At 70.6% G+C, this 24,837-nt stretch carries 20 protein-coding genes and 1 pseudogene; 14 read left to right on the top strand and 7 right to left on the bottom strand.

The window, feature by feature from the left end:
• Positions 1–69 precede the first annotated feature (69 nt).
• Positions 70–924 (top strand): class I SAM-dependent methyltransferase, encoded by an 855-nt coding sequence (locus tag KV381_RS33905; RefSeq protein ID WP_218787000.1) that lies wholly within the window; start codon positions 70–72, stop codon positions 922–924.
• Between the two features lie 145 nt (positions 925–1,069).
• Here the strand turns inward: KV381_RS33905 and KV381_RS36800 are convergent.
• Positions 1,070–1,294 (bottom strand): annotated as a pseudogene (locus KV381_RS36800) (Tn3 family transposase); the annotation flags it as partial.
• Positions 1,295–2,051: 757 nt separating this feature from the next.
• Between KV381_RS36800 and KV381_RS33900 the strand changes: the two are divergent.
• The 3 genes from KV381_RS33900 to KV381_RS33890 are packed head-to-tail and all read left to right on the top strand — an operon-like array spanning position 2,052 to position 6,080.
• Positions 2,052–2,639: a GNAT family N-acetyltransferase gene (locus tag KV381_RS33900; protein WP_218786999.1), complete on the top strand. Its 588-nt coding sequence runs from the start codon at positions 2,052–2,054 to the stop codon at positions 2,637–2,639.
• Entirely contained in the window at positions 2,629–4,308 is a 1,680-nt protein-coding gene (locus tag KV381_RS33895; RefSeq protein WP_193464675.1) for an ABC transporter ATP-binding protein, read from the top strand. The genes KV381_RS33900 and KV381_RS33895 overlap by 11 nt, the downstream gene beginning before the upstream one ends.
• On the top strand, positions 4,305–6,080 hold the full coding sequence (locus KV381_RS33890; protein WP_146065409.1) for an ABC transporter ATP-binding protein: 1,776 nt from the start codon (positions 4,305–4,307) through the stop codon (positions 6,078–6,080). The genes KV381_RS33895 and KV381_RS33890 overlap by 4 nt, the downstream gene beginning before the upstream one ends.
• A gap of 60 nt (positions 6,081–6,140) precedes the next feature.
• Here KV381_RS33890 and KV381_RS36795 read toward each other — a convergent pair whose 3' ends face one another.
• Positions 6,141–8,600, bottom strand: coding sequence for a condensation domain-containing protein (locus KV381_RS36795; protein ID WP_256995261.1), 2,460 nt, complete (start codon positions 8,598–8,600; stop codon positions 6,141–6,143).
• Positions 8,501–11,173 carry a non-ribosomal peptide synthetase gene (locus KV381_RS33875; RefSeq protein ID WP_218786998.1) on the bottom strand — a complete coding sequence of 891 codons (2,673 nt, stop codon included), beginning with the start codon at positions 11,171–11,173 and terminating at the stop codon, positions 8,501–8,503. The genes KV381_RS36795 and KV381_RS33875 overlap by 100 nt, the downstream gene beginning before the upstream one ends.
• A 474-nt stretch (positions 11,174–11,647) precedes the next feature.
• Between KV381_RS33875 and KV381_RS33870 the strand changes: the two genes are divergently transcribed.
• From KV381_RS33870 to KV381_RS33835, 8 genes are all read left to right on the top strand, one after another.
• The gene (locus KV381_RS33870; RefSeq protein ID WP_218786997.1) at positions 11,648–13,546 is read left to right on the top strand and encodes a hypothetical protein; all 1,899 of its coding nucleotides are present in this window, start codon (positions 11,648–11,650) and stop codon (positions 13,544–13,546) included.
• 399 nt (positions 13,547–13,945) lie between these two features.
• The gene (locus KV381_RS33865) at positions 13,946–14,329 is read left to right on the top strand and encodes a hypothetical protein (RefSeq protein WP_030622852.1); all 384 of its coding nucleotides are present in this window, start codon (positions 13,946–13,948) and stop codon (positions 14,327–14,329) included.
• A 185-nt stretch (positions 14,330–14,514) separates the two neighbouring features.
• Positions 14,515–15,723 carry a radical SAM protein gene (locus KV381_RS33860; RefSeq protein WP_050495647.1) on the top strand — a complete coding sequence of 403 codons (1,209 nt, stop codon included), beginning with the start codon at positions 14,515–14,517 and terminating at the stop codon, positions 15,721–15,723.
• A 79-nt stretch (positions 15,724–15,802) separates the two neighbouring features.
• Positions 15,803–16,711: a radical SAM protein gene (locus KV381_RS33855; protein ID WP_050495637.1), complete on the top strand. Its 909-nt coding sequence runs from the start codon at positions 15,803–15,805 to the stop codon at positions 16,709–16,711.
• A 7-nt stretch (positions 16,712–16,718) separates the two neighbouring features.
• Entirely contained in the window at positions 16,719–17,474 is a 756-nt protein-coding gene (locus KV381_RS33850; RefSeq protein ID WP_030622856.1) for an aldo/keto reductase, read from the top strand.
• On the top strand, positions 17,471–18,139 hold the full coding sequence (locus KV381_RS33845; protein WP_193462851.1) for a phytanoyl-CoA dioxygenase family protein: 669 nt from the start codon (positions 17,471–17,473) through the stop codon (positions 18,137–18,139). The genes KV381_RS33850 and KV381_RS33845 overlap by 4 nt, the downstream gene beginning before the upstream one ends.
• 1 nt (position 18,140) lies before the next feature.
• Positions 18,141–18,812 carry a phytanoyl-CoA dioxygenase family protein gene (locus tag KV381_RS33840; protein ID WP_030622858.1) on the top strand — a complete coding sequence of 224 codons (672 nt, stop codon included), beginning with the start codon at positions 18,141–18,143 and terminating at the stop codon, positions 18,810–18,812.
• Between the two features lie 252 nt (positions 18,813–19,064).
• Positions 19,065–19,649, top strand: a complete 585-nt coding sequence (locus KV381_RS33835; RefSeq protein ID WP_234024604.1) for a GNAT family N-acetyltransferase — start codon at positions 19,065–19,067, stop codon at positions 19,647–19,649.
• A gap of 179 nt (positions 19,650–19,828) precedes the next feature.
• Here KV381_RS33835 and KV381_RS33830 read toward each other — a convergent pair whose 3' ends face one another.
• A complete protein-coding gene (locus KV381_RS33830) occupies positions 19,829–21,283 on the bottom strand; it encodes an NAD(P)/FAD-dependent oxidoreductase (RefSeq protein WP_218787350.1) in 1,455 nt (484 codons plus the stop codon).
• A gap of 145 nt (positions 21,284–21,428) precedes the next feature.
• Here KV381_RS33830 and trxA point away from each other — a divergent pair, with 145 nt between their 5' ends.
• Entirely contained in the window at positions 21,429–21,827 is a 399-nt protein-coding gene (gene trxA / locus KV381_RS33825; protein ID WP_030622863.1) for a thioredoxin, read from the top strand.
• 150 nt (positions 21,828–21,977) lie between these two features.
• On the opposite strand, the gene KV381_RS33820 is transcribed toward trxA, so the two are convergent.
• Positions 21,978–22,250 carry a hypothetical protein gene (locus KV381_RS33820; RefSeq protein ID WP_030081637.1) on the bottom strand — a complete coding sequence of 91 codons (273 nt, stop codon included), beginning with the start codon at positions 22,248–22,250 and terminating at the stop codon, positions 21,978–21,980.
• Between the two features lie 55 nt (positions 22,251–22,305).
• Entirely contained in the window at positions 22,306–23,328 is a 1,023-nt protein-coding gene (locus KV381_RS33815) for a LacI family DNA-binding transcriptional regulator (protein ID WP_218786996.1), read from the bottom strand.
• Positions 23,329–23,473: 145 nt separating this feature from the next.
• Between KV381_RS33815 and KV381_RS33810 the strand changes: the two genes are divergently transcribed.
• Complete coding sequence (locus KV381_RS33810) at positions 23,474–23,941, top strand: type II toxin-antitoxin system PemK/MazF family toxin (protein WP_030081633.1); 468 nt, start codon at positions 23,474–23,476, stop codon at positions 23,939–23,941.
• Positions 23,942–23,991: 50 nt separating this feature from the next.
• Here the strand turns inward: KV381_RS33810 and KV381_RS33805 are convergent, their stop codons facing one another.
• Positions 23,992–24,813 carry a TIGR02452 family protein gene (locus KV381_RS33805; protein ID WP_218786995.1) on the bottom strand — a complete coding sequence of 274 codons (822 nt, stop codon included), beginning with the start codon at positions 24,811–24,813 and terminating at the stop codon, positions 23,992–23,994.
• Positions 24,814–24,837 lie beyond the last annotated feature (24 nt).

The following is a 24,837-nucleotide window of genomic DNA, read 5'->3' as shown; positions in this document are numbered from 1 at the left end:
GGCCTGTCCGGGCACCGAGAATCTGCTTCTGCCCGCCGACCCGACCAGCCGAGCATCACGAAGGACTCCGTGAACCCCTCCGATCTGCGCGCCAAGGCTCCCTCGCTCGCGGCCGCCATGGCCGCCGCCGACCACGGCCCGGGCGTCCAGCTGTCCCAGACACACCACCGCGCGGCGCTCGTGGCGGGCTGGGACATCACGCCTGGCTCGACCGTCCTCGAACTCGGCTGCGGTCAGGGCGACATGACCGCCGTCCTCGCGGAAGCGGTGGGACCCACCGGGCGCGTGGTGGCCACCGACGTGGCCGAACCCTCCTACGGGACGCCGGTCACCCTCGGAGAATCGGCGGCCCGGCTCTCGGCCGGCCCGCTCGGGCCGCGCATCGACTTCCGCTTCACCACCGACGTACTCGACGCATCGGTCGCGTTCCCCGAGAACGCCTTCGACCATGTGGTGCTCGCGCACTGCTCCTGGTACTTCGCCTCGCTCGGGCAGCTGCGCGACACACTCGCCCGGGTACGGCCGTGGGCGCGACGCCTGTGCTTCACCGAATGGGACCTGACCCCCGCGTCCGACGACCAGCTGGCGCACCTCCTCGCCGTGCTGGTCCAGGGGCAGATCGAGGCGGCGGGATCGCACGGTCAGGGCAACGTCCGCACGCCGTTCTCCCGCGAAACGCTGCTGCGGCTTCTGCCGGAGGCCGGCTGGACGGCGGACGGGTGTCGACCTGTCGACACCGGAGACCTGCAGGACGGCGACTGGGAGGTCGCCGCCTGCCGCGACCTGACCGCATCGCAGGAGCGTATGGCCGCGCTGCCCGAGCCACTGCGGCAGCTCGTCCTGAGCCAGGCCGACGTTCTCCGGGCCGTCGCCGAGCCGCGCGGCAATCGCGCGCTCCCCGCGTACACGGTCACCGCGCGCTGAACACCTCCCGGGTGCGGCTGCCGACCCGGCGTCGCACGTGAGAGTGTCCGGCGCTGTGGGTACTCGACGGCAGGTACTCGACGGCGGTTCCTACCCGCGGTACGTCTTCAGAAGCCGCCGCAAAGGCCACACCGTAGCCGACGATCCCGTCGCGGTACGCCTGGTGGATGGCACCGCGCTTTCCGTGGCACACGTCCCTCGCCGGCTTGTGGCGGGACTCCTGCACGGTGAGCTGCCGGTTGATCTGTCGGCGTTAGGTGTTCGTCTCCGGCTCCACCCGCGGCAGGTGCTCGGTCGTGGCGATACGCGCGTACTCCGCGAACGCCGCCCCCAGCGGCATCGGGCGCCCGTCGCGCCGGCGGAGAGGCCGGCCCGAACGCCATCCAGGTTCGGCACCAGGATGTCCTTCTCTTGGATGGATCGCCCGGAAAAGCACCCGCCCGCTCGCCCGCGCTCTCGACCAGGACCCCCACTCCCCTGTATCTACACGCAGTTCGGCACCGACGCGTGTTCCATCGCGCAACAGAGCGGAGCCGAGCAGCCACACTCCACAACGCAGTCAACCTGACCATCACGCCCGCCCCAAGACGACCGTCCGGCCACCCGCGTATGCTCGGGCCTGAGTGAGGGCGAGTGCGGCAGCACTTGGCTGTATACGCGGAACCCCCAGCGCCGGGCCTCCGTCCCGCGTAACCGTCGCAAGACCGGAGTGCACGCGTCCGCACAGCCCATACAAGGCGGAAAGATCATCCGCTGACGCTGGGAGTCTCCTGGGACTTTCGGGGGCCTTCGGCTGCACCAAGAGACAAGATCGCGAAACAACCGAAATGCCGTTCCCGCAGGTCTGCACTCAGCGTCGCCTGTAGCGCCCGCACCGGACATCATGTGTACGGCAAAACCTCAGGGCTGGAGCCCTCCGCGGCCGGTTCGAGGATGGCGACACACGCCACATGATGCGTCATCGGAATGTGTCGATCCGAATCCCACCAGTGCCAGGAGAGGGCTGTCCTGAGCCGGTCGTTCCCGTGCTTTCTTGACAGGGTCTCCCCCTTGATCGAAACTTTGCGGCCTGCTCAAGCTTGTCTGCGTGATATCCGAGAAGGACACACGATCAGGAGTGGATAGCCGTGATCGCCAACCGACTGGATCTGCCCGCGCCCTGGGCCGCGTACCCGCTCAGCGGGTCCCCCGAGGAGGGTCACCTGGTGTCCCGCTGGATGAGACAGGAGCATCTGGAGCGTACGTGGCACCAGCCATGGTCGCCGGAGCGCTGGAGGGAGGAGTTACGCCGACTGCACGGAAGTGACGGAGGCGGACCCTTTCGTATCACCTACGAAGGAAGGCAGTTCGCCTATATCGAGGTGTACCGGCCCTTGGACTCGAACATCGCCGCGTTCCACGCCTGGGGCCGCCATGATCTGGGCTTCCACATAGCGATCACCGACGACAACCTGATCGGCCGAGGTCTGGGAACCGCCTTCGTAGGCGACCTCGTGCAGACCCTGTTCCGGTGCTGGCCCGAGGCCGGATGCGTCGCCGCCGAGCCGGACGTACGCAATCTCGCCTGCCGCACCGTCATGGAGCGTGCGGGAATGGCCCTGGTCAGGACGGTTCAACTGCCGCACAAGAAGGCGGCCCTGCATGTGCGCTCCCGCTCGCGGGCCCCGATGGTGACGGGCACCGGACAGGCAGGGGAGCCACGCCGTGCGGAGTGATACGGGCGGCCCGCCACCGCGCATCACGGCCGAGGGGCAGTCGGCCCGGATCGCGGCCAGCAGCGTCCTCCTGGCCCTTCACCAGTCCGGGGGCGTGCTGGTGCCCCTGCTGGTCGGCGCCGCGATCGACACCGCGTTGGGTGAGAGTCCGTCCGTGCTCCTGTGGTGGTGTGCCACCCTCGCCGCGGTGTTCGCGCTGACGGCGTTGGCCGGGGCGCTGGGCAGCGGGATGAACTACGCCGCGGAGCTGTCGTGGGCCCATGGCCTGCGGATCGCGCTGGTGCGGCGCATCCTGTCACCACACGGCATCGCCGCCCATGGGCACGGCGACGGCGGGCTGACCACCCTGGTCCTCAGGGACACCCGGCAACGGGCGGAACTGGCGACCGTGGCCGGTACCGTCGTCCCCGCTCTCGCCTCGATGGTGGTCGGCTTCACGGCCCTGCTGACGGTGTCCCCGGCACTCGCCGGGCTGCTGGCCGCCGGGATCGGGACGACGCTCGCGCTCTCCCGGCTGCTGTCCCGTCGGCTGGTCGCCCGGATCGACGCGGAGCGCGGCGGCCTGCTGGACATCGGAGCACACGCCGAGGACCAGCTCACCGGCTTGCGTACGCTCAAGGGTTTCCATGCCGAGGCCGAGAGCATGGAGCGCTACCGGCGGCTGAGCCGGGACGCCGTGGAGGCCAGGGTGGCGGCCATCCGCTGGGAGAGCGCCTACCGGGCCGTCAACGCGGCGGCTTCAGGGCTGCTCATGGTGGGGGTGATCTGGTTCGGCGGTGCTGCCGTGCTGGACGGAACCATGACGATCGGCAGTCTGGTGGGGGCCGTGGGGTTGGTGCAGGTGATTGCCACCGCCCTGGAACGCCTCACCTCCATGGGAACGCTGGTCGCCCGCGCGTCCTCCTCCCGTACCGCGATCGACGAGGTGGTGAACGCACCCGCCCGGGTGCCCGACGGGCCGCTGACGCCTCCGGCGCCCGGTCCGGGGGCGCTGCGCCTGAGAGGGGTGCGGAGCGGGCCGCTGCTCGGGCTCGACCTGGATGTCCCGGCCGGCTCCCGTGTCGGCATCGTGTCCCGGACGGACGGGGAGAGCGACGCTCTGCTCAGCCTGCTGGCGCGGGAGAGCCCTTACGAGGGGAGCGTGCTCCTGGACGGCGTGGAACTGTGCGAGATGCCCCTCGCCGCCGCCCGGGAGCGGCTGGCCGTGAGCCGGCACGACGCCGACCTGTTCCCCGGCTCCGTTCTGGAGAACATCGCGTCCGGTCCGGATGCCGCCCACCGTGCCGCCCGCTCGATCCGGGCGGCCGCCGTCGACGAGGTGGCCCGGGCCCTTCCGGACGGTCTCGGCACCGAGATCACGGAGCGGGGCCGCTCCCTCTCCGGCGGCCAGCGCCAACGGGTGGTGCTCGCCCGTGCCTTGGCCACCGATGCGCCGGTACTGGTGCTCGCCGATCCGCTCAGCGCCACCGACGCGGCAACCGAACACCGGGTCTCGCTCGGTATCCACCGGGCCCGCGCCGGGCGCACCACCCTGCTGCTGACCAGCAGTCCCGCGGTGCTCGCCGGCTGCGACCTGGTGGTGGTGCTCAACAGCGGGCGGGTCGGGATCTCGGGTACGCACGCAGAGCTGTCGCGATACCCGGCGTACGCCTCGGCGGTGTTCGCGTGAGCGTTGCCGAGGAACTGCCGACCGCGGGGATGAAGAAGACCTGGCAGGTGGTGCGGGAGTGCGGCCGGGGTCAGGCTGGTGCGGCCTGGACCGCGGTGGTCTGCCTGGCACTGAGTTCGGCATCGGTGCTGGTGGTGCCCCTGCTGGTCGGGCGGATCGTGGACATGGTCACCGGTTCGGGCGACGGCCGTCCGCTCGGGCCGGCCGCCGTCGGAGCGCTCGCCGTGACAGCGGTCGGCGCTGTCCTCGCCGCGGTCGGCACCGGCCGTACCGCCCTGGTCTGCGAGAACGTGCTGGGACGGGTGCGCGAGCGCGCCCTCGGTGTGGTGCTGGGCCTGCCGTTGCCCACGGTGGAGCGGGTGGGACGGGGCAGCGTGCTCAGCCGGACCGTCGGGGACGTGGGAGTCGCCTCCGACGTGGCCCGGGGGGCGCTGCCCGCCTTCCTCTCCGCGCTGCTGACGCTGCTGGTCACCGGCTTCGGGCTGTTGGCGCTGGACTGGCGCCTGGCCGTCGCTGGCGCGCTGCCGCTGCCGGTCTGGGCGGTGGCCACCCGGATCTACCTGCGCCGCTCGGGACCGCAGTACGCCCATGAGCGCACGGCCGAGGCACGGTTGAGTCAGTTCTTGCTGACCGGAATCTCGGGTGCTCGTACGCTCCGTGCCCTACGGCTGGAGGAGACCCACCGTAGCCGGATCGAGGAGCGGTCCCAGGCGTGGTCGACGGCGGCTCTGCGTACCTGCGTGACCCGGATCCGGTTTTCGCTCCACCTCAACGGGGCGGAACTGTTGGGCCTGTTGGCGGTGTTGCTGACCGCCTCGGCACTGGTGCGGACGGGATCGCTGTCGCTCGGCGCGGCCTCGGCAGCGGTGCTGCTGCTGATGCGGGTCTTCGAACCCGTCGGGACGCTGCTCTATCTGCTGGACGAGGTGCAGTCCGCCGGGGCCGCGCTGGCGCGGCTGGCCGGCATCGTCGGGTCCCCCGCGGGAGGAACAGAGGACTCGGCACGCTCCGGTCGTGCGATGCCGAGCGACGGTGAGCTGACGGTGTGCGGTCTGGAGTTCGACTACGGGGACGGCCGACCGGCGGTCCGGGACGTGTCGTTCCGGGTCCAGCCGGGTGAACGCGTGGCGATCGTCGGGCCCAGTGGTGCGGGGAAGTCGACGGTCGTGGGGATCGTCACGGGGATGCACACGCCCTGCCGCGGCAGTGTGACGCTGGGCGGGGTGCCCGTCCAGCGGCTCGACCCGAGGGCAACGGGGCTGGTCACCCAGGAAAGCCATGTCTTCGCCGGTTCGGTCCGGGACAACCTCTCGATCGCCCGGCCCGACGCCGACGAAGCCGCGCAGACCGCCGCACTGGCCCAGGTGGGTGCGGTGGGCTGGGTCCTGGAACTGCCCGAGGGCCTGGACACGGTGGTCGGGCGGAGCGGACGGACGCTGTCCTCCGTCCAGCGGCAGCAACTCGCCCTGGCCCGGCTGGTGCTCGCGGATCCTCCGCTGGCTGTCCTCGATGAGCCCACCGCTGAAAGCTACGGCGGGGACCGGGCGGCGGTGAACGCCGCCGTCGACGCCGCGCTCAAAGGGCGCACGGGTATCGTCGTCGCCCACCGGCTCAGCGACGCCCGCGCCGCCGACCGGGTTCTGGTCCTCGACGAAGGCCGGGTGGTCGCGTTCGGCACGCACGACGCGTTGCTGCGGGACGGCGGTCTCTACGCCGAACTGTGGTCCACCTGGCAGGCTTCTCGGTCCCCCGCCGGGCGCGGCGGCCCCTGAGGCGACAGGCGTGGGTGGGCCCACCTCGCGGGCCCACCCACAGGAGATCCCCGTACCCGCTCAGCGGTGCCGGACGCCGCCGTCGGCTCGGGACTCGATCTCGCCGGCCAGCGACATGAGCTTCGGCTTCTTCATCAAGGTGCGCACGGGAACGCGTACGCCGAAGTGCTCCTTGACGCGCGCGATGAGGCGCATGGCGGTGAGGGAGTGGCCGCCGAGGTCGAAGAAGCTGTCCTCGTCCCGGACATCAGGCTGGTCCAGCACCTCGGAGAACAGCCTCCGCAACACGGCGACCGTCTCCTCACCCGCCACCACGCCCGACTCCGACTCCGACACACGCTCACTCACCGACGGAACCCGCTCGACCGCGCGGATCACCCGCTCCTCCCCCGCCACCGCACCGTCCAGCAACCTCTCCATCCCGTCCACCACCGCCTCGACCGTCGAACGGTCCAACACCTCCGAACCGAACTCCACCGTCAACTCCATCCCCCCACCCGGAAGTTCACTGAAGGCAATCGCGAGGTCGAAGGCGGCTTCGCTGGAGGCGACGGGAAACGGCGTGCTGACCGCTTCCCCGTCGAGGTCGGGAACCAGTCGCGTGTGGTGCTGTTGGGCGAGGAGAACCTGGAAGAGCGGGTTACGACTCGGATGCCGCGGCGGATTCACCGCCTCCACCACACGATTGAACGGCACATCACCCCGATCGAACGCACACAGATCCGCATCCCTCACCCGCACCAACAACTCACCGAACGACACACCACCACCAACATCACACCGCAAAGCAACGGTATTCACGAAAAACCCGACAACCTCCTCCAACCCCTCCCCCCGACGCGTCGACACCGGACACCCCACCACCACATCCGAACCCGCCCCCGACTCCGCCAACACCGCCACCAACGCCGCATGCACCACCATGTACACACTCGACCCCACACCCCGCGCCAACCCCCGCACCCCCGCATGACGCCCACCCGACCACCGCCGGACAAACCTCTCCCCCCGCACCACCGGCACATCAGGCCGCACCCGATCCAACGGCACCCCCGACTCCACCGGCACACCACGCAAAAACCCCCGCCAAAAACCCACACCACCGGAATCCGGCTCGCTCCGCGACGTGCGGCGCTGCCATCGGGTGTAGTCCGCGAACTGCGGGTGAGCGGGGGCGCTCAGCACCGGGCCGCCTCGCAGCCGGGCCGCGTACGCCCGGGACAGGTCCGTGGCGAGCCGCAGCATCGACCGGTCGTCGGTGATCATGTGGTGCAGGCAGAACAGAACTACATGGTCGTCGCCCCGGAGCCTGAACACCCTGACACGGACGGGAGGTTCGTCCTGCAGGCGGAAAGCCGCCCGGGCCGCGGCGGCCACCGCGTCCGCCACCTTCTCCTCGTCGATCGAGAGTTCCGCGAAGTCCAGCGGCGAACGGCCGGGGGGGAGGACATCCTGCACGGGGACGCCGTCCACCTGGGGAAACCGGGTACGCAGGATCGCGTGATTGGCGATCAGATCCTCCATCGCCCCGCGCAGCGCGGCCGTATCGAGCGAGCCACGCGTCCGCCATGCCCACGGCACGTGGTACAGCGTGCCGACGCCGGACATCGCCTCCAGGATCCAGAGCCGCTCCTGCTCGTACGAGAGCGGCGTCGGCCCCTGGCCGGGCGCAGAGCCGCCGAGCTCCGGCGGGGCGGACGGATCAGCCGGGAGGTGGCCCGCCAGACCGGCCGGTGTCGGGTGGCCGAAGAGGGCGGCGACCCGGGGACGTACGCCCAGTTCGCGTTCGATGGCGTTGATGAGGCGCATGGCGGTGAGGGAGTGGCCGCCGAGGTCGAAGAAGCTGTCCTCGTCCCGGACATCAGGCTGGTCCAGCACCTCCGAGAACAGCCTCCGCAACACGGCGACCGTCTCCTCACCCGCCACCACGCCCGACTCCGACTCCGACTCCGACTCCGACACACGCTCACTCACCGACGGAACCCGCTCGACCGCGCGGATCACCCGCTTCTCCCCCGCCACCGCACCGTCCAGCAACCTCTCCATCCCGTCCACCACCGCCTCGACCGTCGAACGGTCCAACACCTCCGAACCGAACTCCACCGTCAACTCCATCCCCCCACCAGGAAGTTCACTGAAGTCGATGGCCATGTCGAAGATGGCCTTGCCGGTGCTGACCGGGAGGGTGGTACCGGGCGCATCTCCGAGGCCGGGGGCGCGGCCCACGTGGTGCTGTTGGGCGAGGAGAACCTGGAAGAGCGGGTTACGACTCGGATGCCGCGGCGGATTCACCGCCTCCACCACACGATTGAACGGCACATCACCCCGATCGAACGCACACAGATCCGCATCCCTCACCCGCACCAACAACTCACCGAACGACACACCACCACCAACATCACACCGCAAAGCAACGGTATTCACGAAAAACCCGACAACCTCCTCCAACCCCTCCCCCCGACGCGTCGACACCGGACACCCCACCACCACATCCGAACCCGCCCCCGACTCCGCCAACACCGCCACCAACGCCGCATGCACCACCATGTACACACTCGACCCCACACCCCGCGCCAACCCCGCACCCCCGCATGACGCCCACCCGACCACCGCCGGACAAACCTCTCCCCCCGCACCACCGGCACATCAGGCCGCACCCGATCCAACGGCACCCCCGACTCCACCGGCACACCACGCAAAAACCCCCGCCAAAAACCCACACCACCGCTCTCGGGATCTCCCGCGGGAGCGTCGTGCACGCGCCGCTGCCAGGCGCTGAAGTCCGCGAACTGGAGCGCTGGGCGGGCCGGGGGTTCGAGTCCCGGATCGAGCCGGGCCGCGTAGGCCTGCGCGAGCTGCGTCGCCAGCCGGTCGACGGACCAGTCGTCGACGACCATGTGGTGCAGGCAGAACAGGACCGTCGGCGGGGTGTCAGGTGCGGTGAGGACGCGGACGCGCCACGGGGGCCGGGTCTCCAGGTCGAAGGACTCCCGGGCGGCTTCCGTTATCGCGGCGGTCAGGTCCTGTCCGTCGACGGGAAGAACGGCGTAATCCGGGGAGTACTCCTGCGGCGGAAGGATCTCCTGTCGCGGGGTACCGTGCACGGCCGGGAAGCGGGTGCGCAGGATGTCGTGGCAGGCGGCCAGGTCCTCCAGCGCCCCGCGCAGAGCTTCCGGGTCCAGGTCGCCGTGCACCTGCCAGGCCCAGGGCACGTGGTAGTGCGTGCCGCCGCCCGACAATGCCTCCAGCAGCCAGAGCCTTTCCTGCTCGTAGGAGAGGAGGAAAGGCTCGTTGCCTAGCTGACCGGGCCGCGGCCGGTCCGGGCCACTGCTGGTGAGACGGTCCAGGAGGTCGCGTACCCCGCGGGCGGCGAAGACGTCCCGCATCGCCGGTTCGCGCCCGAACAGCCGTCGGCACTCGGTGGCGAGCCGCATGGCCGTCAGCGAGTGGCCTCCGAGCCCGACGAAGTCGAATCCGTCGTCGAACTCCTCCTCGTCGCAGCCGAGCACGGCCGAAAGCAACTGCCGCAGAGCCACCTCATCGGCCTCACCGGCATCAGCGGGCAGCTGAGCCGTGGCCTTCCGGAGGACGCTGCGCCGGTCGAGCTTGCCACTCGGCAGCGTCGCCAGACCGGACACCGGGACCAAGAGGCTGGGCACCATGTAGGAAGGCAACGTCCGGGCCACATGACGACGCAGCTCCCGGGCGTCGATCTCCGCTCCTTCGGCGGGCACGACGTAGGCCGCCAGCTCCGCGCCACCCGCGGTGTCGTCGTGGGAGGTGACGACGGCCTGGGCGACCGAAGGGTGACGCAGCAGGACGGACTCCACGTCGGTCGGCTCGATGCGGTGGCCGCGGATCTTCAGTTGGCCGTCGACCCGGCCGAGAAACTCCAGGACGCCGCTGCCGTGGCGGACGGCCCGGTCCCCGGTGCGGTACATCCGCGCACCGGGAGCGCCGTAGGGGTCGGCCACGAAACGCTCGGCTGTCAGGCCCGGGCGGTGGAGATAGCCTCGGGCCAGTCCGTCACCGCCGAGGTACAGCTCTCCCGGCTGTCCCGCGGGGACCGGTCGCAGGGAGTCGTCGAGGAGGTGGGCGACCGTGCCGGGGTCCTCGGTGCCGAGCGGTGCGACCGCTCCGTCCCAGGAGGCGTCGTAGTCCCAGAGGGTGGAGTTGACGGTGACCTCGGTGAGGCCGTAGCACGCGACGACTCTGGCCCGCCGTGCCCAGCGGCCGGCCAGGGCCAGCGGCACCTTGTCGGCACCCGTCATGATGGTGAGGCCATCGGGCAGAGGGCCTTCCTCCGGGAGCAGTTCGAGGAAGGCCGGCGGCAACGCCGCATGGGTGATGCGCTGTTCGCGGAGCAGTTCGAGGAAGGCTGTTTCGGCCACCCGGCGTTCACCGGGGACCACGACGAGAGTTCCACCGAGCAGGAGAGCCATGAACATCTCCAGGAAGGCCACGTCGAAGCTCATCGACGTGAACTGCAGGACCCGGCTGTCCCGGCCCGCGCCGAACCCCTGAACCGCGGTGGCCAGCAGGCTTCGCAGTCCGGTGGACGTGAGGATCGTCCCTTTGGGGCGTCCGGTCGTTCCGGATGTGTAGATCACGTAGGCCGCGCTCTGCGCAGGGGCGGTCCGTCGCGGAGGGAGGGAGCGGGCGGTGTCCGGGGCGAGCGGTCCGGCGTCGCCGGAGGCCGGCTCGACGGTCACGGTGCGCAGGCCTACGGCCAGCTCACGCGTCGTCCCGTCGGCGTCCGGCGCGATGACCAGGACCGAGGGCGCCGCGTCCTCGATCATGAAGGCGAGCCGATCGGCCGGATAGTCAGGATCCAGCCAGAGGCACACGCCGTTGACCTTCGCGACCGCCAGCCAGGCCACGGCACACAGTTCCGACCGCCGCAGGGCGATGCCCACGATGTCGCCATCCCCGACGCCGTGCTCCGCCAGACGCGCTGCGATCAGATCGGATTCCTGGTCGAGTCGGGCATAGGTCAGCCGGCGTCCCTCGCAGAGCACGGCGGGATGGTCCGCCCGCGCGGCGACCTGTTCGGAGAAGATCTCCGCGATGAGGGATCGGCTCTTTCCCGCCATGTGTGCGGTCCTTTCTCCGGAGGCGCCAGGACCCCGTTCGGCACGGACGGCCGGGGTTCGCCGGGGGTTCTCGGTGCGGGATGCTAGCCGGATCCCGGGGTGGCCGACGAGGGTTCGCCGAGGCCGACCGAAAAGCGCTCACCATGCCGTTCCCACACGTCCGGGGCACCCTGGACAGCCGATCTGTGGTGTGCCAGGGTGCTCGGACCTCCTCGCCCGACAACGTTGTACAGGTGTTGTGTTGAGCGTGATTGGTGAGATTGACCCGCCGGACGGTGGGGAAGTGACGATAACTGGAAGGTGGCTCTCCGCCTTTCACGAGACCACGTCAGGCCACGGGACGACCGCGCGCGGGATCCCACTCTGACCGCCGGGTCCGGGATCGGCGGCCGGAGCTTCTACCCACCCCGGGCGCCGACGTCCGCTCTCGCGGGCGGCACGAGAAAGTCCTCACCCTGAGCGAGGAGTAACTGGATGATAGGCAAAACCGGCCCGGACACCTGTGTGTTCACGTCCGAGGAAGACCTGGTCGAGGCGGCGCTGACCTGGAAACGGGGGGACCCATTCCCCCTGTTGGCGGGCAGCTCGCTGACGCGCTTCCTCTCTCTCGACGACGGCGCGTTACCCGCGGTGGCGACGACGCCACGGGTCGGATCCGTGGTGTCGACCGGTGGAGAGGTGGGCCGCGCCTGTGGGCGGCTGCTCGCCATCGCGACGGAGCGGCCGCATCTCCACGTTCCCGTCGGGGATGTCGTCCGCACGGTCGGGGAGCAGAGCGGGCCGGTCGCCGTGGTCGCCCTGGCGGACGAGCTGGAGAACGCCGGGGACTGGCCGGGAGCTCGCAACCCGAGGGCCGGTGTGGTGAGCGCCCGAACCCCCGCGTCACTGGTCTGCCTGGTGTACCGGAGCCTGGTTCCCGAGCACCGTTCCAGCCCCGGCGCCTTCGTCGTGACCAACTCCTTCCACAGCGACGACCTGTCGGCCGACGCGGTCGAAATGGATGAGCTGGACGCCCTCTACGGGACGCGGCACCAGCTCGTCACGTACCACCTCCACGGCCGCGAGTGCAGCGTCGGCCTGCCCGATGGGGTGATCTGCGGGCGTACGGACGAGGGCGCCGGCTTCCTGGGCCTTCCATCACTCCCCGGGGCCGCCACCGCTCCGGGACCGCTCGTCCCCGAACGCCCCCTCCCCGCCGATCTGCGCATCCCTTCCTGCCTCCGCGGCGAGGGCTGCTTCCGGGCCGACCTGGAGGAAGGACAGCGCGTCCGAGCCGCCGATCTGCACGCGGTCCTCGTCTTCTCGCAGAGCTGCGGCGCCGTGTCCGCCGGTGTCAGCCCCTATCCGGAGGCGGTGGGTATCGGGGGCGGCTTCCTCGAAGGAACCGCCGTCGCGGTCATCGGCGGCATGGGCTCGCACAACGCCGAGCCCGGCGCCGAGCAACTGCTCGACCGCGGGCTGCGCGCCGGGCTGCCGCTGGGCGAGATCGTCGCGGAGATGAACAGCGGCCAGGACGGCGCGCGCGGTGGTCTTGCGGTGTTCGGCCTGGCGGGCGACCCCGGGCTCGTACTTCGCTACACCGGCGGGCCTCCCGAGCCGGAGCAGACCGCGACCACCGCATCGGCCCTGGAAAGGCTGCACTACCTGCACGACTCCGTGATCCCCGGCTGCGAGCGGCTGGCGTGGCTGGAGGCCGACGTCGACGAGGAACCGCTGCGGGTGGCGCGCGCTCGCGTCCGCGCCCTGGCGGAGGAGCCGGACCGTCCCGGACTCGGCGAGGACGTGAGCGCTCTGGAGGACGAGATCGCCGTCGTGCAGGAGGAGTTGATCGCCCGGACCGCAGCCATGATCCAACGGGACGGAGCCGATTTCCTCGGGGACGCCTCTCCCGCCTTCCAGCGGATGGCGCGCCGCGACGCGCCCTGCACCAGCTGCGGGACCGACCGGGGCCAGCACCTCGTGCTGCGGCACGCGGTGGACCACCGGCTGACCGTCCAGACCCTGCAGTGCCGCCGGTGCGGCGATGTCTGGTGGTCCACCGAGGAGGGTGAGCCCACTCTCTCCATCGGTGGACGCGTGGACACCGACGCCGACCGGGCCGCGCCCGGCACCCTTACCCGGACCGTCACCAACACCGGTGACCGCACTGTGCGCGGTGCGGTGGGTATGGCGTTCCGCGCCTTCTACGACCCTCCCGTGCTGCCGGTGTGGCACAGCGAGGCGGTCACTGTCCCGCCCGGAGGCTCCCACACCTTCACCGCCTCCCTGGCACTGCCGTCCCAAGGAGCGCGCCCCGATGTCCACTCGGGGTTCGTCATCGCCCTTCTCGACGGCGTCCACCTGATGAGTCCGGTCATTCTGCGGCTCTCCTGAACCCATCAGCGCCTCTCTTGGCAGAGTTGTTCAGCCAAGAAATCGACCGGCCCGCCCCCCTTTCCCCAACCTTTCGCGGCCGGGCCGGTCGAAGGTGGACCAGGCGGCGGGAAAAAGTCGACGGAGCGAGATCTCCCGCTCCTTTCACTTTCTCCCCACCTCACACGTATACGACCACCCTTGTGGGAACGCGCCGAAACCCACTGGGAATTCAGTCCTGCCTTACCGAACTGTGTCCGGGCACCGCCAAGATTTCATCACCTCCGTGCGAAAAGAGGGGGATGACATGAGCGCGACAACATGCAAGGATTCTTCTCGCGGAGTTCCGCCCTCCTTTTGACTCACGGAAGAGTGGAACGCAGACGCATCGAATCGATCCCATGGAAAGGGTGTACCTCTATGGCAGCGCCGAGGGAACGCAAGGACGACCATCTGCTGTACGCCGACGCCGTCGGCTCCCGTGGCAAGTCGGGCGTCTGGTTCGGAGAGCGCGAAGCCTTCCAGACGCGTCAGCAGGACGTCATGGAAGACGTCAAGGAAAAGATCAACTGGGTTCCGCTCGAAAACGCCGTCATGGCCGTGAGCCTGGACCCGCCGGGGATCGTCGTCATGGCCCCCAACCCCTCGCTCCCGGGGATCATCGTGCTGGCCGACGGAGCCACGCCGGAGAACTCCGAGCAGCTGAAGTCCCAGTACACCTCCATCGTCAAGGAGGTCATGGACAAGCAGGGCCTCACGGTCGAGACGTACGACGACGAGACCGAGGAGCCGCAGGCCGGCTGAGCACTCCGGTCCGACGGTGGGGCCCGCACGGGCCCCACCGGTAAGAATCCGGCATGACCGAGCGAGTGAGGAAACTTCGAATGGACAAGGCGACGACTCGGCCGGTCGAACGGGCATGGGATCGGTATTTCCTGTTCGACCTCGGCGAGAGTGCAGCGATCTTCGACCCAGTCCGGTTGGAGACGGTGTACCTCGACGCCGCGGAGACCCGCGCGGTGCGCGAGGGCGACGACGGGCGGATCGCGGACACTCTCTCGGAGTACGGGTTCACCCCCGGGAACGGAGACGCCGTGGACCTTCCCGGCGATGTCGTGAACCACCTGGCACACCTGGGGATCAGCGGTCAGCCGAGCCATATCGCCGGATACCGCATTGTGGTGACGGACAAGTGCAACATGAAGTGCTCGTACTGTTTCGTCGACACCAATACGGGAGCGCCGGACCTGACCGAGGAGGACCTGCGCCTCGGTCTCGACCTGCTGTTCGAAGTGAATCGGGGACGGCCGGAGGTCACTTACCAGTGGTTCGGCGGCGAGCCGACCATCCGGCCGGACCTGATGATGGCGGGAGACCATTACGCCCGCGAACTCGCCGAGAAATTCGACGTCGGCAGCATCCAGCCGACGGTCGTGACCAACGGCGCGAAGATCAACGATGATCTGATAGCCCACTTCAAGGAATTCCGGTACGGCGTCGGGGTCTCCATCGACGGCCCGCCCCCGACCAACGCCAACGAACGGCTGCTCCTGTCGGGCAAGCCCGCCGACGAGCGCATCCACCGCAATATCCAGCGGATGCTGGAAGCCGGCATCCATGTCGGCGCCAACGTCACCCCCACGCAGTGGAACGTGCACGAACTGCCCGAGATCGTGGACTACATCCTGTCGCTGGGCATCAAGTTCCTCTACGTGAACACGCCGATCCCCGCCCACGGCACCTGGATCGCCCACGGTCCGGAGCTGGCGCGCAACCTCTACCAGGCCCGTATGCGGGCCCTCTCGCGCGGCGGCATGCTCTTCTCCCACCTCGACCGCATCTACCAGGCGCTGGACTCCCGTCGGCCGCGGGTCTACGAGCACCTCCAGGGATGCGGCGGAGTCAACGCAGCCCTGCTCCCCGGCGGCCGGATCAGCCTGCTCGACCTCAACTGGCGGGACCCGCGTTTCATCTTCACCCTCGACCAGATCCGCGAGGACCACTCGCTGCTCGGGCGGGCCGCGAAGGACCTGCACCCCTTCGACGGCTGCAAGACCTGCCCGGCGCTCGCGATCTGCGGCGGTCCCTCGCAGAACGAACGGCTGCTGCGCCGCACCCAGATCCCCACCGACGACTTCTGCGGCTTCTTCAACGAGGGGCTCGCCCTCGCCGTCGCGGACAACACGGCACTTCAGTGATACACGGGAGCGCTCCGGCCACCGGCCGGAGCGCTCCTCCCCGCACCATGACCGCCGACGAACAACGGAGGACGCCACGGTGACCGACCAACTCGTCCGGGGCGACCGGAATCCAGCCACGGCGGAGACGACGTCGCACCCCCCGGTGACCGGGCTTCTGGTCGCCGTCGACGAACGGTGCGACCTGGGCTGCAAGTTCTGCCTGCGCGCCGATGTCGGCCGCTCCGCGCTGGACCTTCCGACCTACGCCCGCGCCCTGTCCCGCTGCAAGGAGCTGGGGGCCACCTCGGTCTGCCTCACGGGCGGCGAGCCCACGGACCACCCGGACTTCAGGGAACTGGTCAGGGTGGCCGTCCAGTTCGGATACGCCTGCTCCGTGGTCACCGCGGCCCGCGAAGGGCGCCGGCTCGACGCCTTGGCATCCGTGGCGGGCCTGCTCTCCCATGTCACGGTCTCGGCGGACAGCCTGGGTGCGCAGCGGGTCGGGGCCACCGAAAGGACCATCACGGGCAGCGCCGCGGTGTTCGACGCGCTCGGTCACGGACGCGCCAGTCTGCACGTCACCGTGTGGGAACTGGAGGACGCCGACCTGGAGGCGATGGCCGCCATCGACGCGGCCTTCGGGGTGGAGTTCGAGCTGAGTCCACTGCTGCTGACAGACCATCAACTCAAGAAGGCGACCCCCGAAGCGGTGCGCAGCCGCTATGCGGGCGACCTGGCGGCGCTCCGGGATCGATTCGGCCTCTCGGACCGCTTCACCGACGCACTCGCAGCCCTGGACCGCAGCCTTGCCGGCACCCTGGACCGCACCTGCTCCAGCGACCGGCTCTACCTCTCCCCGCGAGGCGCGCTGCGCCGCTGTCCGTACGACAGGAAGAACGAGGTCGACGTCAGGCTGTCGCGCAAGGCTGTGGCCGACGGGGTGCGAGCACTCCACACGTCGCCTTCCGCGGTGGGGTCCCGCTGTGCACTGCTCTGTGGAGAGTGAGGAAGAGATGACACGCGTCGTGCTGGGCACCATGCGGACCTCGGGCAACTTCAACAGCCTGATGGTCGTCGACCGCGACACCCATCGGGCCGCCGAGGTCGTGCGAATGGCTCGCAAACTGAACCTGGACGGGCTGGACACCGCACCGATCTACGCTCGCACGCTTGCCGAGAGCGATCTCGGCGAGCTCTGCCACGACCTGCCGGTGTGGACCAAGGTGGGGGTGGACGTCCGTACCCCGTTGCCCACACTCGACTACAGTCTGCCCACCATGGCCGCCACCTTGGCCGAATCCGGCCGACGCCTGAGGCGCTCGTCGGTCGACTGCGTCCTGGTCCACAATCCGCCCATCGAGGTCTTCAGGACGTTCGACTGGCCCGAGATGCACCGCCTCCTCGTGCAGGAGGGGCCGGCCCGGGACCTGGGCGTCTCCGTGCTGGACCCCTCCGAGATCGCGCTGGTCGCGGACGTCGGCACGCCGCTGGTGACCATGGTCGAGACAGCCGTCCTCGAGCGGCATCCGGAGCTCGCACTCCGGCTCCGCGACGCCGGGCACCGGCTGGTGCTGCGGAGCCTCTTCGCCGGGGGCCGCTCCATCCGGACCCTGCCCGCGGAACGCCGGGCGCAAGCAGTGACCGAGCGCCTGACCGCGCTCACGGCCGCGTTCGACCCCTGGGCCCTGGTCATCGCACCCAGGACTCCGGAGCAGTTCGCCGACTACCTCCCCGCTGTCGAGCACCTGCGCGCGGAGACCTCCCGGTGACCTCCACCCCCCACCTCCTGCTGGAGCGCTTCGGCTTCTGTGTGCTGCCCGGCGCCGCACTCCCCCTGCTCCCGGATCTTGAAAAGGCGTTTGCAGCACTGCTGCCCGAGGAGGAAGCGCCGGCCACGGAGCGCCGCACGCGCTTCCACGCGGTCGAGCACGCTCCCGGCATGGCCGTCGCCGGACGCGTCCCCGCGCTGGACGACCTCCTGTCCCGCACGGGCGCCGCCTCCATGGTCACCAGCGACGTCAACGTCCTGGTCGGCGACTCGTACTGGCACTCCGACGGCTTCTACGCGGAGGGACTGTATCTGCGTGCCGTCGTCTACGGGGAACCCACGGACGCCGACACCGGGGCGCTGCGGGTCATCCCCGGCTCGCACCGGGTCGAGGGAGGGTGGCAGGGCGAGCCGGTGCGGCAGTTGATGCGACACGACCAGACGCTCGGGCTGCGCGGCGGCGAGGTCCCGGCCACCGTGCTCCCCACCGACCCCGGCGACGTCATCGTCTTCAACACCAACGTCCTGCACTCCGCCTGGAACGGCGGCCGGCGTCGGCAGTGGGCGTGGAACTTCGCCCGACAGCCGGTCACGGCCTCCGAACGGACGGCCGCCTCGCAGTACGTCCTCAACCGATTCGTGAGTGGAACAGTGAGGTTCACCTGACATGACCACCGAGCTGCCCTCACCGCGTCGACGGAGGTTCGACCTCTTCGGCTTCGAGGTCTTCCGGGGGCTGCTCGCCGGATGTACCGATGACGCCTTCGCCGATGTGGAGGCGGCACTCGCGTCCGGCAGCAATGTCCGCGGCTCCCGGGAGCGCAGGGCCGTCCCGGGTTTTCTGGGCCGCTCCGCCGCCCTGTCCAGAGGATGCGCCGACGTCTGCCTGGAAACCCTGGCCGCTGAACTGCTCGGCGGTCCCAGCGTCTACCTCTACGGCGACGCGAGCGAGATCCACGGCGACACCTACTGGCACTCCGACGTGGAAGGAACGGACGACGCCTCCAGCGCGGTGGAGGGGTCACCGGCGCGTCTGGTGAAGTTCGTCCTGTACGACAAGCCTCTCGACGGCTCCAACGGCGCGCTGCGCCTGCTGCCGGGAAGCCATCGCGCCCCCGCCGCCTACCCCACCACCGACCTCGCCCCCGAAGACCTGCCGGCCCATGTCCTGCCGGTCGAACCGGGAGACGTCATAGCGTTCGACCCGCGCGCCCGCCACGCCGCGCTGGGCGGGGCGATCCGCCGTCAGATCGCCGTAGCCTTTGCCCGCAGGCCGGAACACGCTTCGGCGCAGCAGCAGTTGATGAGCCTCGTGATGGCGGACAAGACAGTAGTCTGAGTCCCGGGCAGGCACTCGATGGATGGCCTCTGACCGTACCCAGAACACCTCAGCGCCGGCTGCCTCCAGCAGCCGACCGTGCACCAGAAACACGAGCCGATGAACCTCCCCCTCCCTGCGACGGCCTCTCACTCGGTCCTGGACCAAGCCCGAGCGGCCTGGTCCCTACTCGCCGGAGCAGACGCCTCATTCCTCCCCGGCAGTACGAGCATTGTCGTCGCCCCGGCCTCCCGGTTGAGTCCGCCGGGCTGGATGGCGGTGGTCGTCCTGGGCGACGCCGCGCTGGTGACCGTGCCCACTGCCCGTATGGCCGACCGGGCCACCACGGCTCTCCGTGACCTCGGAACCCAGGAGTTGGCGGACCCCGACCGGCTCCATGACCGGCTTCGCATCAACGAGGTACTGGGCCCGGCGCATCTGCTGTTCCTCACGCCCTCCCGGTTCCGCCCGGTCCCGTCCGTCGCCGAGCGGGTCCCGGGCGACGATCCGTTGCTCCTGGCCCTCCTCGACCGGTGCGGCCCCGGAGACGCCGACGAAAGCGCGCTCGCGGATATCACGAGTTCGGCGAGGGTGCTGCGGCGGGACGGCCAGATCGCGGCCGCGGCAGGACACGAGCTCTGGCCACGAGGCACTGCCCACCTCAGCATCCTCACCGATCCCCGCCATCGCCGCCGGGGCCTCGCCCTGGACGTCGCGTCGGCCGCCGTCGCGGACGCACTGTCACAGGGCCTCCTGTGTCAGTGGCGTGGCCGCACCCTGGCCTCCCGGAGGGTCGCCCAAACACTCGGCTTCCAGGAGACGGGCTTCCAGCTCAGCCTACGACTCTCCGAAAGCTGACCCCTTACGAGCTTACGAACTGGTGCTTGATAGCAGGTGAGGGGTGTTTGCCCAGGTCATGGGCCAGCGGCCGGTGGACGATCCTTTCCGCAGATCGGCCGAGCGACTGGTCCCTTCCGGGACATCTGACCAGCGGCGTGCAGGGGGTCTTGACCCGGCGTCGCCCGCCCTCGTCGCCGCTACCCCCTGAACGTCTCCAGCAGCCGCAGCCACACCTCGCTGATGGTCGGGTACGCCGGGACCGCGTGCCACAGGCGGGCGATGGGCACCTCCCCCGCGACGGCGACCGTCGCCGAGTGCAGGAGTTCGCCGATGCCCGGGCCGACGAAGGTGACGCCGAGGAGGATCTCGCGGTCCAGGTCCACGATCATCCGGGCGCGGCCCCGGTAGCCGTCGGCGTAGAGGCCGGAGCCGGCGACCGAGGCGAGGTCGTAGTCGACGGCGCGGACCCGGTGGCCGGCGCGTTCGGCCTCGGCGAGGGTGAGGCCGACCGATGCGGCCTCCGGGTCGGTGAAGACGACCTGCGGGACGGCCGCGTGGTCGGCGGTGGCCACATGGGCGCCCCAGGGGGCTGTGTCCGCGGTGGCCTTCTCGGCGCGGGCGGCGATCGCCGCGCCGGCGATGCGGGCCTGGTACTTGCCCTGGTGCGTCAGCAGGGCGCGGTGGTTGACGTCCCCGACCGCGTACAGCCAGTCCGTGCCCTCGACCCGGCAGCTGTCGTCCACGGTGAGCCAGGAGCCGGGTTCCAGCCCGATCGTCTCCAGGCCCAGGTCGTCCGTGCGCGGGGACCGGCCGGTGGCGAAGAGGATCTCGTCGGCCTCGACGCGGTCGCCGTCGTCCAGTTCGACGGTGACCGGGCCGTCCGGCGCGGGCCGCCGCACCTCGGTGACGGAGACACCGGTACGGATCCGGGCCCCGGCCTCCGTCAGCGCGTCGGCGATCAGCTCGCCCGCGAAGGGCTCCATCTTCGGGAGCAGGCCCTTGCCGCGGATCAGCAGGGTCACCTCGGAGCCCAGCGCCTGCCAGACGGTCGCCATCTCCACGCCCACGACTCCCCCGCCGACGACCACCAGCCGGCCGGGCGCCTCCTTGGCGCTGGTGGCGTCCCGGCTGGTCCAGGGGCGGACCTCCTCGATGCCGGGGAGAGCGGGGACGACGGCCCTGGTGCCGGTGCAGACCGCGACCGCGTGCCGGGCGGTGAGCCGGTGCTCCGTGCCGTCGGGGGCGGTGACGGAGACCTCGCGCGGACCGGTCAGCCGGCCCGTACCCCGGTACACGTCCGCTCCGACGCTCTCCAGCCAGGCCACCTGGCCGTCGTCCTTCCAGTGGCTCGTCTCCTCGTCCCGGTGGGCGAGGACGGCGGCGACGTCGAGCGGGCCCTGCACGGCGTCGCGCAGACCCGGCACCCGGCGGGCGTCGGCGCGGGCGACGACGGGGCGCAGCAGCGCCTTGCTCGGCATGCAGGCCCAGTAGGAGCATTCGCCGCCGACCAGCTCGGACTCCACCACCGCGGTGGTGAGCCCTGCGGCGCGGGCCCGGTCGGCCACGTTCTCGCCCACCGGCCCCGCGCCGATGACCACCACGTCGTAGGACGAGGGCTCGGAGCGCTCGGGGTTCTTCGCCGCATCGGGCATGGAAGCTGCATCAGTCATGGAAACAGTCTCCTCGCGGGTGTGCGCCCCGGCCACATGGGCAGGCGGAATAGCGCAAGAGCAGTCACCGTTGTGCCGGACAGGACCCGACAGGACCCCCACGGGCACAGGAAGAGGTACCCCAAGCATGAGCACCGTCGAGCTCACCAAGGAAAACTTCGATCAGGTCGTCAGCGACAACGAATTCGTCCTGATCGACTTCTGGGCTTCCTGGTGCGGCCCCTGCCGACAGTTCGCGCCGGTCTACGACGCGGCCTCCGAGCGCCACCCCGACCTGGTCTTCGCGAAGGTCGACACCGAGGCGCAGCAGGAGCTGGCGGCCGCCTTCGAGATCCGGTCGATCCCGACCCTGATGATCGTCCGCGACAACGTCGCGGTCTTCGCGCAGCCCGGCGCACTGCCCGAGGCGGCCCTGGAGGACGTCATCGGACAGGCCCGGAAACTGGACATGGACGAGGTCCGCAAGTCCGTCGAGGAGCAGAAGCGGGCGGCCGAGGCCGGGGAGGGGCAGCCGGAGCCCCAGTAGCCGCCCGACCGGCGCACGGCACCGAGTGAGGGGCCCTGACCCGCACCGCGGACATCGCGGTGTGCGTGGCGGGCCCCTCAGTCGTGGCGTCCCCCGGCGTGGTGCCCTCAGTCGTGTGCGGCAGCCGTGACGGGCGGAGGCTCGTGATCCTCAGGACGCCGGGCGCTCGCCCTCGGCGCCCGCCACGCGGACCGACATGCCGTAGTCCAGTTCCTCGCCGTCAATGAGCACGGCCTCCACCGTCCGGGTCGCCGGGTCGACGTCCGCCTCCATGCCCTCCCCCGCGTACCGGGGATAGCCCGAGGCCCCCGTCTCGCCGGTGGCGGCGACGACCGCGGACCGGATCGGCCGGCCGGGGGCTCCGGTCCGCGTTCTGCTGTGGTCGGGGATGAGGAGGAGCTCGTAACTCTGCGGATGGCTCATGCCTCCGACGCTAGACATCCGCCGGGCGCCGCGCATGTCGTCGCGCCGGAGGCGGTCAGCTGGATTCGCGGTGCACGGCGCTGGTGCGGAGCAGGTCGTGGTGGAACGGCGGCCCGCCCGGGTGCTGGACCATGCGGTCGATCGTCTCGGCCAGCGGCTGCGGCATCGCCAGTTCCATCCGTACGGTGCTCAGCCTGGGGCGCAGCAGTCTGCCGATCAGCAGGTCGTCCGCGCCGATCACCGCCGTGTCGGCGGGCACCGCGACGCCCGCGTCCTGGAGGGCCCGCATCAGCAGCATGGCGTACTCGTCGTTGTACGCGAACACCGCGTCCAGGCCCAGTTCCGGCCAGCGGGCCGCCAGCTGGTGCGCGGAGTCCTCCTCGTACCGCAGCGGGAGCGGGCAGACCCGGGCCCCCACCGGTTCGGCGGCGCGTCGTGCTCCGGTGAGGCGGGGTTCGGAGAAGGGCGACCGGCCCGGTTCCTGGGGCATGACGACCCCGATGTGGCGACGGCCCCGGGCCACCAGATGTTCCACCGCGCTGGCTCCGACCTGGCGTTGGTCCATCACCAGACCGTGCGCTCCGGCCACCGGGTCTGGGCCCAGGGTGATCACCGCCTTGGCGCCGGAGCGGGTCAGGATGCCGGTGCCGTGCGGGGTGAGGGCGATGCCCGGCGGTACGACGACGGCGACGGGCCGCAGTTCGGCCCAGGCCGTGGCCGCCTCGTCGGCGGTGAGCCCGACGCTGCCGTACTGGACGACGGTGTAGTCCAGGCGGCGCAGCCCCGACTGGAGTTCCTCGAAGAAGTACTGGTGCAGCGGTCCCGCCGGTATGTGTCCGGACGGCAACAGGACCATGCGGCTGTGTCCGGCGCGCAGACTGCGGGCAGCCGCGTGCGGAACGTAACCGAGTTGGAGGGCGGCCTCCCTGACCCGGCGTCGGGTGGGTTCGCTGATCCGGACGGTGGCGTTGTTGTTCAGTACGTACGACACGGTGGCCCGGGACACTCCGGCGAGGCGCGCGACGTCCGCGCTGGTCGGAACGGAGACTTCGGCGGGCTGCTTGGGTAACTGGCTCATGGCGTCGGGCAGTCTTCCAGACCCGTGGGAGCGGGTTTCGGCCCGGGGCCCGCAGCACCGGTCACGGTGGCCGGAACGCCGCCCCGCGGCTCCGGTCCGACGCCCCCCTCCCGGCATCGGGCGGTGGAGGTTCTACGGTGTTGCGATGACGTTCCACGACAGCGCGTACCGATCCGACAACCCCTTTGACGTGCCCGGCAGCAGCGGGCCGACCGCCACCGTGCAGGCCGATCCCGATGATGTGGGGTCCGTGCGCACCTCGTACGCCCCCGATCGCGACGGCGATCCCGACCCCGGCGAGATCGTCTGGACCTGGGTGCCCTTCGAAGAGAACGACGGGCGGGGGAAGGACCGGCCGGTGCTCGTCGTGGCCCGTGAGGAGGCGGGCACGCTGCTCGCCGTCCAGCTCTCCAGCAAGCAGCACGACCGGGACCACGAGTGGGTGGCGCTGGGCGCGGGCCCGTGGGACAGCTCGGGGCGGCCGTCCTGGGTCGATCTGGACCGGGTGCTGCGGGTCCACGAGGACGGGATGCGCCGGGAGGCGTGCGCCCTGGACCGGGAGCGTTTCGACCTGGTCACCGGGCGGCTGCGCGAGCGGTACGGCTGGAGCTGAGCGGACCCGCTGCGAGCACGGCGGCCGGCATCAGGTCAGGTCAGGTCAGGTCAGCCGAAGGTCCGGGCGAAGGCGGCCCGGACGGCGGAGTCGGGGTCGCGGTCCAGGATGCCGAACACGATCTGCTCGAAGTGGCCGCCGAACCGGCCGCCCGCGCCCAGCAGCGCCCGGAACGCCTCCGCCACCTGGGCCGGGTCGTTCCGGAAGACCCCGCAGCCCCATGCCCCGAGGACGAGCCTGCGGTAGCCGCGTACGGCCGCGACCTCCAGCACCCGTTCGGCCCGGGAGGCCAGGGCGGCCGGGATGCGGTGGGCCTCCTCGGGGGTCTGCCGCTGGATCACCCCGGCGTTGGGCGCGGGCGAGGTGAGGAATCCGGCGGTGTACGGGGCGTCCAGGAAGCGGCCCCGGTCGTCGCGGAAGACCGGCACACCGGGCGAGTGGATCACCCGGTCGGTGTAGAAGGCGCTGCGTTCGGCGCGGTGGTGCGCGTAGTACTCCGGGGCGCGCAGCAGGGTCGCGTGGAGCGCCGATCCACGGCACAGGGCCTCCTCCTGGGCCTGTGCCCCGTTGAGGTAGCCGCCGCCGGGGTTGCGGGCCGAGGCGTAGCTGAGGACGGCGACCCGACCGGGGGCCTCGCCGGTCATCCGGCGGGCCGCGGCGAGGCTGCTCTCGCCGGTGACCTCGAAGTGCGGTGTGCGGTCGGTGTCGAGCGCGGCGACGGGCACCGGGTCCGGTCCGTAGAGCCTGGTGCCGGACAGCGCGGCGGTCACGGCCCGCTCGATGGACACGTCCTGACCTGCCGCGTTGCGATATCGCCCGGCCTCGACGACCGCTTCCGTATCGCGCGCGATGCCGCGCAGCCGCGCGCTCACCGGCGCTCCCCCGTGTGGTGCATA

The organism is Streptomyces sp. WY228, assembly GCF_019287315.1.
In the GTDB taxonomy this organism is placed as follows: Bacteria; Actinomycetota; Actinomycetes; order Streptomycetales; family Streptomycetaceae; genus Streptomyces; species Streptomyces caviscabies.
The sequence above is the reverse complement of the archived record's forward strand: the minus strand, read 5'-3'. Positions and strand labels throughout refer to the sequence as shown.

Bases quoted from the DNA above. Each gene is read 5' to 3' on its own strand.
- KV381_RS33810 (WP_030081633.1), top strand. From the start codon at position 23,474: ATGACGTTCCACGACAGCGCGTACCGATCCGACAACCCCTTTGACGTG.
- KV381_RS33870 (WP_218786997.1), top strand. From the start codon at position 11,648: ATGATAGGCAAAACCGGCCCGGACACCTGTGTGTTCACGTCCGAGGAA.
- KV381_RS33820 (WP_030081637.1), bottom strand. From the start codon at position 22,250: ATGAGCCATCCGCAGAGTTACGAGCTCCTCCTCATCCCCGACCACAGC.
- KV381_RS33815 (WP_218786996.1), bottom strand. From the start codon at position 23,328: ATGAGCCAGTTACCCAAGCAGCCCGCCGAAGTCTCCGTTCCGACCAGC.
- KV381_RS33835 (WP_234024604.1), top strand. From the start codon at position 19,065: ATGGCGGTGGTCGTCCTGGGCGACGCCGCGCTGGTGACCGTGCCCACT.
- KV381_RS33850 (WP_030622856.1), top strand. From the start codon at position 16,719: ATGACACGCGTCGTGCTGGGCACCATGCGGACCTCGGGCAACTTCAAC.
- KV381_RS33875 (WP_218786998.1), bottom strand. From the start codon at position 11,173: ATGGCGGGAAAGAGCCGATCCCTCATCGCGGAGATCTTCTCCGAACAG.
- KV381_RS33830 (WP_218787350.1), bottom strand. From the start codon at position 21,283: ATGCCCGATGCGGCGAAGAACCCCGAGCGCTCCGAGCCCTCGTCCTAC.
- KV381_RS33840 (WP_030622858.1), top strand. From the start codon at position 18,141: ATGACCACCGAGCTGCCCTCACCGCGTCGACGGAGGTTCGACCTCTTC.
- KV381_RS33865 (WP_030622852.1), top strand. From the start codon at position 13,946: ATGGCAGCGCCGAGGGAACGCAAGGACGACCATCTGCTGTACGCCGAC.
- trxA (WP_030622863.1), top strand. From the start codon at position 21,429: ATGAGCACCGTCGAGCTCACCAAGGAAAACTTCGATCAGGTCGTCAGC.